Annotated in this window: 8 protein-coding genes; 7 read left to right on the forward strand and 1 reads right to left on the reverse strand. The window is 49.0% G+C overall.

What is annotated here, in order from left to right; translation table 11 throughout:
* The first annotated feature begins 91 nt into the window (after nt 1–91).
* The 5 genes from DZC51_RS11960 (at nt 92) to DZC51_RS11980 (ending at nt 7573) form a co-directional block, all read left to right on the forward strand.
* Nucleotides 92–2170, forward strand: a complete 2079-nt coding sequence (locus DZC51_RS11960) for a hydantoinase/oxoprolinase family protein (protein WP_157296222.1) — start codon at nt 92–94, stop codon at nt 2168–2170.
* Nucleotides 2167–3981 (forward strand): hydantoinase B/oxoprolinase family protein, encoded by a 1815-nt coding sequence (locus DZC51_RS11965; RefSeq protein WP_198304118.1) that lies wholly within the window; start codon nt 2167–2169, stop codon nt 3979–3981. The genes DZC51_RS11960 and DZC51_RS11965 overlap by 4 nt, the downstream gene beginning before the upstream one ends.
* A complete protein-coding gene (locus DZC51_RS11970; protein WP_157296223.1) occupies nt 3959–5233 on the forward strand; it encodes a M20 family metallo-hydrolase in 1275 nt (424 codons plus the stop codon). Before DZC51_RS11965 ends, DZC51_RS11970 begins: the two co-directional genes overlap by 23 nt.
* Nucleotides 5234–5394: 161 nt before the next feature.
* On the forward strand, nt 5395–6807 hold the full coding sequence (gene ncs1, locus DZC51_RS11975; protein ID WP_157296224.1) for an NCS1 family nucleobase:cation symporter: 1413 nt from the start codon (nt 5395–5397) through the stop codon (nt 6805–6807).
* A gap of 25 nt (nt 6808–6832) precedes the next feature.
* Nucleotides 6833–7573 (forward strand): aspartate/glutamate racemase family protein, encoded by a 741-nt coding sequence (locus tag DZC51_RS11980; RefSeq protein WP_157296225.1) that lies wholly within the window; start codon nt 6833–6835, stop codon nt 7571–7573.
* Nucleotides 7574–7680: 107 nt separating this feature from the next.
* Here the strand turns inward: DZC51_RS11980 and DZC51_RS11985 are convergent, their stop codons facing one another.
* On the reverse strand, nt 7681–8277 hold the full coding sequence (locus tag DZC51_RS11985; protein WP_157296226.1) for a TetR/AcrR family transcriptional regulator: 597 nt from the start codon (nt 8275–8277) through the stop codon (nt 7681–7683).
* A 201-nt stretch (nt 8278–8478) separates the two neighbouring features.
* On the opposite strand from DZC51_RS11985, the gene DZC51_RS11990 reads away from it, so the two are divergent.
* Together DZC51_RS11990 and DZC51_RS11995 are read left to right on the forward strand one after the other, a co-directional pair.
* Complete coding sequence (locus DZC51_RS11990; protein ID WP_157296227.1) at nt 8479–9816, forward strand: MFS transporter; 1338 nt, start codon at nt 8479–8481, stop codon at nt 9814–9816.
* Nucleotides 9813–11801, forward strand: a complete 1989-nt coding sequence (locus DZC51_RS11995; RefSeq protein WP_157296228.1) for an acetoacetate--CoA ligase — start codon at nt 9813–9815, stop codon at nt 11799–11801. Before DZC51_RS11990 ends, DZC51_RS11995 begins: the two co-directional genes overlap by 4 nt.
* Nucleotides 11802–11881 lie beyond the last annotated feature (80 nt).

Raw genomic sequence — 11881 nt, forward strand, 5'->3', positions numbered from 1 at the left:
ATTCCTGATAACCGTGCCGTTATCAGTTTTTTTATTTGGCATGAATCTTGCTACTAGTTAAGGCAGAAACATAAAAAGGAGGAAATTATTAATGAAGCTGTTTGGCGTTGATGTTGGAGGAACATTTACAGACGTCTTCTTCAATGACACAGAAAAAAAGCATACCCATATTCATAAGTTGCCCACCACACTGGAGGATCCATCCATCGGGGTAATCAATGGCATTTTGGAGTTGGCTGACCAGTTCAATATTGATGTCAGTGAAGTTGACCATGTTTTTCATGGCACAACAATAGGAACAAATGCAATTTTAGAATTTGATGGTGCAAAGACTGGCATGCTGACAACCAAAAATTATAAAGATATCCTGCACATTGGTCGTCACCAACGCCCAGAGAACTATTCGATCATGCAGGATATTCCGTGGCAGGACAGGGCACTAGTGAAGCGTCGCCACCGAAAAACAGTCACCGAACGGATGGGTCCGGAGAAAGGTCAGGTTATTGAAGAACTGAATGAAACTGAAGTCCGGACAGCAGTCAAGGAATTGAAGGATGAGGGTGTAGATTCCATTATCATTGGTTTTCTGTTCTCTTACATTAATCCTGAGCATGAACAGCGTGTAGTTGAGATTGTAAAGGAAGAATATCCGGAAGCCTTCATTACAAGTTCATCAGATGTCTCGCCTCAATTCAGGGAGTTTGAACGATTTACAACTGCTTCGTTAAATGGTTTCATCGGCCCTAAAGTGAAAAACTATATCAATAATCTTTCCAATGGATTGGAAAATGCCAATATAACTGCTGATCTTCATATCATGTGCTCAAACGGTGGGGTTGCGACTCCAGAGACAATCTCTCAAAAGCCGGTCAATACTCTCTTGTCGGGACCTGCTGCGGGTGTACTTGGCGGTGCTTATGCGGGAGGACTGTCCAATCTGAACAAATTGATTACATTCGATATCGGTGGGACGAGTGCAGATATCGGCATCATCACCGAGCAGGGTTTTGCCGAGGCGTCGGCGAGGGATACGTGGATTGCAGGTTTCCCTGTAACGGTACCGATGATTGACATCCAGACAATTGGCGCCGGCGGCGGAAGTATCGCATATGTGGATGAAGGCGGCCTCTTTAAGGTCGGCCCGAAAAGTGCAGGTTCGGTCCCGGGACCTGCGTGCTATGGGCATGGAGGGAACTTGCCTACTGTAAGTGATGCCAATGTCGTTTTGGGCCGACTGGATGAAGAGAACTTCCTTGCAGGCGAGATGGTACTCCATGTATCCGAAGCCCACCGAGTCATCGGCGAACTTGCGGAGCAACTTGGGATGTCGAAAGAAGAGGCGGCAGAAGGTATTCTTCGAATCCTCAACAACAATATGGCGAATGCAATCCGTGAAAAGACAATTCAAAGAGGGGCAGACCCGCGCGAGTTCTCCCTTGTCGCTTTCGGCGGTGCCGGTCCGCTCCATGCCGTTGATGTTGCCCGGGAGCTGAAGATTCCGGAGATTATTATTCCGCTATATCCGGGCATCAACTCGGCAAGCGGTCTGCTGACGACGGACTTGAAATATGACGTAATCAAAACCGAATTCATGCTGAGTACGTTCCTGAATATTCCGGAGCTGAACCAAGATCTGCGGGCCCTTGAAGAAGACCTCACCCGTCAACTCAAGGAAGATCAGATTTCTGAAGAAAAAATCTCCATGCAACGATTTGCGGAATGCCGCTACATCGGCCAAGGTTATGAACTCAGGGTTCCAATGCCGTCTGAAGATCTTGATGCGAAGAGCATCGCGAAAACATTCGACCTGTTCCACGAAATGCACGAAAGTGAGTATGGTCATTCCTTTAAAGAGACGCCGATTGAGATTGTCAACATCCGCGTAACAGGCTCTGGAGAAATGCCAAAGCTGGAGAAGGAAATGATTGATCAGGATTCAACCGTTGAAAAGGCGATTGTGAAAACTGAGAATGTTATCTTCCGTCACGAAGGTGAGCTTAAGCCAATACCGACTCATCACTATCAGCGGGAACTGCTGCCGATAGATGTGAAGATCGAAGGTCCGGCAATTATATTCCAGAAGGACACGACTACTGTCATCCCGCCTGGAAATACATTCTACCTCGAGGAATACGGAAATCTGATTGTAAAGGTTGGTGAACAGGAATGACCATGCAAATTAAAAGTGTCATTGATCCAGTTACCATGCAGGTTGTACTGGGCGCATTGGAGAATGCAGCAATTGAAATGGGTCATAAACTTGCCCGGATGTCGTACTCCAGCATCATCAGGGAATCCGAAGACTTCGGTTGTGCTCTTGTCGATCTGGAGGGTCAGCAGCTTTGTGAGTCTTCGCATAGCACGCCACTTCAGTCAGGGCCGATTCCGGGCTATGTCGAAGGGATCCGTCAGATCATGGAGGAACGGGGAGATCGTTTTGAGCCAGGGGATGTCATTCTCCACAATTCAACCTACCACGGCGCTTCCCACGGACCGGACTTCGGAATCTGTGTGCCGGTATTCCTTGACAAGAAACTGATTGGTTTTTCCGTTACGACTGCTCACCATCTCGATGTCGGCGCATCTACACCGGGCAGCTGCGGCATTGTCGACGCGGTGGATGCCTATGCGGAGGGTCTTCAGTTCAAAGCGATCAAAGTCTATGAGAAGGGGAAGAAAAACGAGTTTATCTGGAATGTTCTGCGGGACAATATTAGAAGCTCTGACATCGTCGTAGGGGATATTGAAGCTCAAATTGCCGCAGCACGGATTGGTGCAGAACGCTACCTTGAAATTGTTAATAAATACGGACTGGAAACTGTACAGGCAACAGCCGAAGGTCTCACGAATTACTCGGAAAATATGATGAGAAGCTCTATCAGCAAATTGCCGGACGGGGAGTATTATGCTGAAGGATTTATGGACGGCTATCTGGATAGTGAGTTGGCTAGCGAAAAAGACTTGAAAGTAGCGGTTACACTCAAAGTAAAAGGTGATGAGCTGACTGTCGACTTGACGGGCACAGCTCCTCAAGCGGATAACAAACCTATCAACATGCCGCTTAAGGGAACCGTTGATATCGCCATATATCTGACATTGCGTTCCATCTTGCTGGATTCTACAGAGTTCGGTAACTTCCCGCAGAATACCGGACTGACTCGACCAGTCCAGATTATCGCACCGGAAGGGACGATCTGTAATCCAGTGTTCCCGGCGCCTACCATTGCGCGCTTCTGTTCGGGCAATATGATTGCAGATACCTTGATGAGAGCTTTGGCGCAAGTCGTGCCAAAGCAAGTAAGTGCCGGAGTCGGCAACCTGCATGTACTGGCCATGAGCGGAAAACGGGGCAAGGACTACTGGGTGTATATGGATATCTTTGAAGGCAGTTATGGCGGACGCTATGGGAAAGATGCGATGGATGCAGTTGACACGTTATATGCCAATACACGGAACAATCCGATCGAGGATATTGAATCCCACTATCCACTTCGCGTTTCCAAGTATGAACTAAGAAACCATGCATGTGCGCCCGGAAAATGGCGGGGCGGCATTGGCTCTATCCGTGAAATCACTTTCCTTGAAGAAGGTAGCTTCTCCGTTGAAGGAGATGGCCATAAATACGAGCCTTGGGGATTTGCAGGTGGTAGGGATGGTAAAGTTGGTGAACTAACCATTCGTTATCCGGACGGATCAGAGAGAGAACTCCCATCAAAAATTCCGAATACGAGGGTCACGAAGGACAGTGCGCTCAGAATGACCGGACCATGCGGAGGAGGCTATGGTAACCCGATTGAACGCTCCCCAGAACAAGTGCTGAACGATGTGCTCGATGACTATATCACGAGGGAACAGGCGAAAACCGAGTACGGAGTAATTATCAATGAACAATTCTGCATAGACGAAGAAGCGACCTTGCAACTTAGAAAATCGCTTGTTGTAAATCGGGGGACGGGGCATGAAACTATCACAGGGAATTAATGTAGAGCGTCTGCAAAAGCGCATCATGGACTTAGGGGAAATCGGAAAAACCCCGTCCGGCGGGGTCACCCGCCGGGCACTGAGTCCAGAAGATAAGCAAGGACATCAGCTCGTCATTGGGTGGATGAAGGAACTCGGTATGAACGTCCGATACGATCATTTCGGTAACCTGATAGGACGGCTTGAAGGGAACCATCCTGAAATCCCCCCAGTCGTCATCGGTTCGCATATTGATACCGTTAAAAACGGAGGGAAATTCGATGGAGTAATTGGGGTGCTGGGCGGCATAGAAGTCGCCCAAACCCTTCGGGAGGAAGGGTTTTCACATGCACGCCCATTGGAAATTATCGCATTTTGTGAAGAAGAGGGTTCCAGATTTAATGACGGGCTATTTGGAAGTCGTGGAGTGGCCGGTAAGCTAAATGAATCGGACTTGATAAAACTAGATGAAAAAGGCATCACCCGTCTTGAGGCTCTCAAAAACTTCTCTGATCAGATCCAGCCGGAAAACATGGCTCACTCAGTACTGAAGCAGGGTGAAGTTCATGCTTATCTGGAAATGCATATCGAGCAGGGCCCTTATCTTGAAGCGGAGGAACTTCCGATTGCAGTCGTCACCGATATCGCAGGACCTCATTGGATGACTATCACTTTGGAAGGAGAAGCAGGTCATGCAGGTACCGTTCCCATGCATCTGAGGAGAGACCCGGTCCCTGCGGCTTCTGAAATCATTCTGTATATAGAAAAACTGTGCAACATGCCGGAGGCAAAAGAAACTGTGGGAACAGTGGGGATACTGGAATCCATTCCGGGAGGGAGTAATATTATTCCCGCCAAGGTGAGATTTACGCTGGACTTGCGTGACATTGACCTGGATCGGAGAGAAGGCCTGTTTAAAAGTATCGTCAACAAAATACAGGAAGTGTGCAAAGAAAGAGCAATCGACTGGAACATCGAAGAAGGAATGCGTGTTCCCCCGGTTTCATGCAGTCCAAGACTCACTTCTTATTTATTGGAAGCTATGAAAGATATGGGGCTCCCTCCTAAAAAGATGGTAAGCGGTGCAGGACATGATGCCATGCTGATGACCGAACTGACTGATGTTGGAATGATTTTTGTCCGTTGCAAAAAAGGCGTCAGCCATCAACCGGAGGAATGGGCGGATGCTGAGGATATAGCCAAAGGTACAGAAACCCTTCTGGCCGTTGCCAAAGTTTTGTTGAATGAAAGAGAAGACGCTGGTATAGCTTGAATATGGTGGATGGGAGCTGATTTAAAATCTAAAACCTTGATATTGATATGTTTGGCTGGATGTAGAGGGTTACCGTGAACCTTACTAAGTCATGGTTTCAGGAGCAGGAGTATGATTTGCTTTCATTGTCGTCTCAAGACAGAAAGATCGGGGGGTCTGTATTGGATAAGAAAGGAAAAGGAATCAGTTTAACAGGTAAGGATATAATGCCTTCAAAACCCAGCGAAAGAAATATCACTTCTCTTGGTTTCTTAATGTTATGGATTGGTATCGCTGTTCAACTAGTTACATTCGTTTCAGCAGCCCAACTCTACCCAGCACTGTCACCAACTAGTATTATACTTGCTTGTCTTTTGGGTAACTTGATTGTTGCTGGTCTGCTAACCCTAATGGGAGACATTGGAACAAAGTATGGAATCTCATATGCAGTTTATATAAGAGCGTGCTTTGGATACTTGGGAACCCATATCCCTGCGGTTATCAGAGCACTTCCAGCTATCTTCTGGTTTGGTTTTCAAACTTGGATGGGAGCATACGCTCTAAACGTAATCATGGAGATGCTAACGGGATATTCTAATTTGATGCTATTAATAATACTGTTTGGGGCCCTTCAAATAATAAATACTGCAATGGGGATCGAGGCAATTACAAAATTTGAATGGTTGGCATCTCCGAGTATTTTAATAATAGGAATTGTTATGCAGGTAACCATAATGAAACAGCATGATATGACTCTCACAAGTCTGTTTTCACTAACGGGAGAAGGCGGAGTATCGTTTGGATTTGCGACTGTCGTCATGATGGGAATGTACATCACTATGACATTGAATGCTCCTGATTTTACGAGGTTTTTGAAAACCAATACTTCTCCAAATGAAACAAACTGGTGGAAGTTAAACAAATCAAGCTTTTTCGGGCATACATTCGGGTTGGTTGGTTCCATGCTTTTGTTCACGCTTATCGGCATGACAAGCGGAGTTGCAACTGGTAACTGGAACCCGATTGACGTCATGGTTGAGACCGTAGGGAAAGAAAGTCCGTTCTTACTCATTGTTTGTCTGGCTTTCATTGTTTTGGCCCAATGGTCTACTAATATAAGCGCAAATCTATTGCCACCAGGGTATATTATTGTAAATTTCTTTCCAAAGAAAATTTCTTTTGCTGGAGGAGCCATTACAACTGGTGTGATTGGGTTGCTAATTCAACCATGGAACTATGGGGATTATGTACCGCAAATTCTTATGGTTATCACTGCAACTCTTTCCCCTATTGTTGGAATCATGGTTGCCGACTATTATCTTTTAAGGAAAAGGAAACTAAATTTAGAAGAATTATATACAGTGAACGGACAATACAAGTATTGGAAAAACATAAACCCTGCAGCCGTTATAGCATATATACCGGCCGGCCTATCAGTCATGTTTTTTCCGGATTATGGGTTTGTCTCAGCTTTAGTAATATCCATAGCTCTATATTACCCGCTCATGAAGTATTGGATCTGTAGGATTTACATTCAGCCAGAGATAACTGGAAAAGAACTAGTTCCAAAACCAGCGGTTCAAGATGTTAATTAAAAATATCAAGGAGGGTGTGAGTTTTATGAAAATTAAAGTGATAAACCCAAACACCACATTAGCTATGACGAAAGGTATTGAACACGCTGCTAAGTCAAAAGCGCGGCCTGATACTGAAATACTAGCGGTAAGTCCTAAAATGGGGCCTATCTCTATTGAGTCGTACTACGATGAATATTTAAGCATTGTAGGTGTTTTGGATGAAGTCAAAAATGATGACGGTGCTGACGCGTTCGTAATAGCGTGCTATGGTGATCCAGGTTTACAAGCAGCAAGAGAAGTAACGGATAAACCTGTAATAGGAATTGCAGAAGCGTCACTTTATTTGGCAGCTACTTTGTCAGCCAGATTCTCAGTCGTGACTGTTTTGCCACGCATCAAGACTATGATCGAGGAACTGGTCGATTCATATGGAATGGCTAAGCGGGTTGTTAACGTAAGAACAACTCCCATGTGTGTAATTGACTTTGAACGAGATCCCGAGCAAGGAATGAAACTCCTACGAGAAGAAGGAAAAAGAGCAGTGGAAGAGGACGATGCAGAAGCTATCCTGTTGGGGTGCGCCGGAATGGCTGAATTTGCAGATAGCCTTGAAAAGGAACTAGGGGTTCCAGTAATTGATGGTGTAGTTGCAGCTGTAAAGATGGCAGAATCTATTGTAGATATGGGCAAAAAAACAAGTAAGACCAAGACTTACAAGTATCCTGAGAAGAAAGAGTATGTGGGCGAATTGAAAAAGTTTGGGAGCACTACTGTTCCAAACTAAAAGCACTGTAGTTTAGTTGTATAAACTTTTTCATTTCAATAAACCAGCCTAAACACCAACCGTCTTTCCTGTATGGGAAGGCGGTTGTTTTTTGTGATAAAGGATGGTTACTCTGCACTCAACCCATCCAATAAAGCCCCGAACATCATCCGCTGCTCATCCGCCAGCGAAATCCTCCCGCGGTTCAGGCTCCAGTTGTACAGCACTCCGCGCATTCCATGAATCAGTACGGTCACGATATCATGCGCACTATAACCCTCCTTGAATTCTCCTTTATCAATGCCTTCCTGGCACAAAGTGAACAAAATATCGTAGAGCGGCCGGTCCGGGTCGAGGAAGTATGAGGATCGCTCTGTACTGAGCTCCTGCTCGTAAATCGTGCGTGTGACGTCCCACCCAAGTTCATCCTGAAGATAATTCATCTGCAGCTCGAGGAAGCGGGTGAGCCGTTCGATGACCGATTGGTCGGCATCGAGCTGGGGGACCAGGTGCTCGACGTAGAACTGGTCGATCTGCTTGAACTGTTCGGCGAAGACTTCATGTTTGCTGGTGAAATGATTGTAGAAGGCGCCTTTTGAGGTGTTGGTGACGGCGACGATCTCATCGACCGTGACATTATTGAAGCCACGCTCATGGAAGAGGGCGATGGCTGCTTCTATGATTTTCTTTTTTGTTTTTTGCCCCTGTCTTTGTCTGACATTCATTTAATCAAACCTTTCGGAATATTTATTAAAATGTTATTGACATGCAGACCGTAGTCTGTCAATTTAATAGATACAGACCGTAGTCTCTTCATTATTTCGGAACGGAGGATGATTGTAAAGGTTTGTGAAAGCGCATTCAAAGTGAGACGGCATGCAAGCTGTCGTTAGCCATTCAGATTTTATCCAAGGAGGGGAACCTGCATGAACCAGGCGGAAATCAAGGAAATTGAGAAAAGCACCATTGCCAAAACGATGAAACGAATCTTGCCATTTATTCTGATCCTCTATGTCATCGCTTATCTGGACCGGGTCAACCTGGGCTATGCGGCGCTGGAGATGAACGCCGACCTTGCCCTGACGGCTGAAGTGTTCGGGCTTCTGTCGGGTATCTTCTTTATCGGTTATTTCTTCTTTGAAGTCCCAAGCAACATGATCATGAGCAAGGTAGGCGCGAAGCTGTGGATTGCGCGGATCATGCTCACATGGGGGATTGTGGTCGTCCTGACCGGTTTCGCCCAGTCCGCAACACACCTGTACATTCTCCGCTTCCTGCTCGGGGTGGCGGAAGCCGGATTCTTCCCGGGGGTCATCCTTTACCTGACATACTGGTTCCGCGCATCGGAGCGGGGAAGGGCGACGGCTGTGCTGCTCTTGGCGCTGCCGATCGGCGGCATCATCGGTGCGCCGGTGTCCACGTGGATCATTGACAATATCTCTTGGGCCGGAATGCAGGGCTGGCGCTGGATGTTCATCCTTGAAGGGATTCCGGCTCTGATTTTGGGTGTGGCCGTCCTCTTCTGGATGACCAACCGGCCGAAGGATGCCAAGTGGCTCACTGACGCTGAAAAAACGTGGCTGGAAAGCGAGTTGGAAGAAGAGCGGAACATCTCGTCCTCCATCAATAAAGTATCGAAGCTCGACATGATCAAGGACTCGCGGGTCTGGAAACTGTCCCTGCTTTACTTCACGGGATACAGCGCGATCTACGGCCTGTCGTTCTGGCTGCCGACAATCATCAAATCGCTTTCTGTGAGCACGACGACGAATATGGAGATTGGCTGGCTCGCGATGATTCCGTCTTTGGTCGGTATCCCGGCAATCTTGCTGATGGGATGGAGCGCGGACCGCACCGGAGCGCATAAGACCCACCTATTGGTCTGCTTCCTCGTAGCCATTGTCGGATTCATCGGCTGCGGACTTTCCACTTCGGTCATCCCGGTCGTCCTGATGCTGACGATCACATCGTTCGGCCTTTACGGATTCACCGGCTGCTTCTTTGCCTACATGACGTTCTTCTTCACGGAAAACACAGCGCCTGTCGGCATTGCGCTCGTCAACTCGTTTGCAGCACTGGGCGGCTTTGTCGGACCGATGATTCTCGGCCTGGTCACGCTGCAGCAGGGCATGTTCATCCTTTCCGGCATGCTCACGGTCGGAATCATCACGCTGATGAGGCTCAAGCTCCAGAAGAACATCGCGAAAAAAGATGCACTCGAAGAAGTTGAGACAGAACTTGCAATTGAGGGGGAAATGAAATGACAGCTGCCACACAGGGAGAGGTGATTTGGACACCTTCCACACAGAGGGTTGAACAGTCGGTCATGTGGGATTACATGGCCTGGCTCAAGAAAGAAAAGGGTGTGGAAGTCAGGGATTATCCGGAACTTTGGAAGTGGTCGGTGGAACAGGTGGAGGCGTTCTGGGAGAGCGTCTGGGAATACTCCGGCGTGGTCGGGGACCCATCGTATACGACCGTACTGGAAGGCGACTCCATGATGGAGGCCAAATGGTTCCAGGGAGCATCGCTGAATTTCACGGAGAATGTATTCTCGAACCGGGAAGCAAATCGTCCCGCGCTGTATGCACGATCCGAGTTTCTTCCGACCCGGTCGATCAGCTGGGTGGAGCTGGAGAAGCAGGTGGCATCCGTCGCCAAAAACCTCCGGGATCTGGGCGTGAAGCCGGGGGACCGGGTGGCCGCGTACCTCCCGAACATCCCGGAAGCGGCCATCGCCTTTTTGGCGACGGCAAGCATCGGTGCCGTCTGGTCGATCTGCGCGCCTGACTTCGGCTCCGACAGCGTCGTCACCCGTTTCGGCCAGATTGAACCGGTCGTTCTGATCGCGGTGGACGGCTACTCCTACAATGGAAAGAAATTCGACAAGCGCGGTGACGTGGAGGACATCAGGAAGCAGCTGCCGACAGTGCAGCACACAATCTTCGTTCCGTATATCCAGGAAGACGTGCCGGAGGACTGCACGCCCTGGGACAGTCTGCTGGGGGAAGACGTCCCGCTTGCCGCAGAGCGGCTCCCGTTCAGCCATCCGCTCTGGATTGTCTACTCGTCCGGGACAACGGGCCTGCCGAAGCCGATCGTCCACAGCCACGGCGGAATCGTCTTGGAAACCAAGAAAATGATGACCATCCAGCACGACTTGGGACCGGATGATGTCGTCTTCTGGTTTTCCTCGACCGGCTGGATCATGTGGAACCTGCTCGTCGGAAGCTGGCAGGCCGGCTCGACCATCGTCCTTTATGACGGCAGCCCTTCGTATCCGGACATGAATATCCTCTGGGATTTGGCGGAAGAAACCGGCATCACGTTCTTCGGCACGAGTGCGCCGTTTATCGCCAGCTCCCTGAAGATGGGAGTCAGCCCGAAAGAAAAGCATGATCTCAGCAAGCTGAAATCTGTATTTTCTACGGGTGCGCCCCTCACGGCGGAAAGCTACCGTTGGGTATACGACCATGTGAAATCCGATGTCTGGCTCGTATCGGTCAGCGGCGGCACCGATATCGCCGGAGGCTTTGTCGGCGGCGTCCCGATCGACCCGGTGCGCATCGGGGAAATCCAGGGACGGTGCCTGGCCGTAGCGGCCGAGGCCTTCGACGAACAAGGCAACGCCCTGACCGACGAAGTGGGCGAACTCGTCATCACCAAATCGATGCCCAGCATGCCGATCTACTTCTGGGGGGACCAGAACAACGAGCGCTACCATGAAAGCTACTTTGACACATACCCGGGCATCTGGAAGCACGGGGACTGGATCAAGATCGACTGTGAAGGCCGGTGCATCATCTACGGCCGCTCCGACTCCACGATCAACCGCTCCGGCGTCCGGATGGGCACGAGCGACCTGTACCGGGTCATCGCGGGCGTAGATGACGTATTCGACAGCCTCGTGATCGACCTCGAGATGATCGGGAAAACGGCGTCATTGCTGCTGTTTGTCGTGCTGAAAGAAGGCGCCGATCTTGACGAGAACCTGGCAGGCCAGATCAAGAAACAGATCCGCGACCAACTGTCTCCGCGCTTCGTACCGGACCGGATCTATGAAGTATCCGACATCCCGAAAACCCTGAACGGCAAGAAGCTCGAAGTTCCGATCCGGAAGCTCCTACTCGGGTTTGAAGCTGAGCGTGTCATCAACCCTGACTCCATGAGCAACCCGGAATCGCTGCCGTTCTTTATGGAGCTGGCGGGGGAGTTGAAGGAGAAGAGCACGGAGAAGCTGTTTGGGTAACCCAAAAAAGATAGCTGAAGACCGCCTGGAGAAGCATACACTCCGGGCGGTCTTTGTGTTTGAAGTATAAGTGGTTACCT

Origin of the sequence: Bhargavaea sp. CC-171006 (assembly GCF_009761675.1) — a bacterium.
GTDB classification, from domain to species: Bacteria; Bacillota; Bacilli; order Bacillales_A; family Planococcaceae; genus Bhargavaea; species Bhargavaea changchunensis.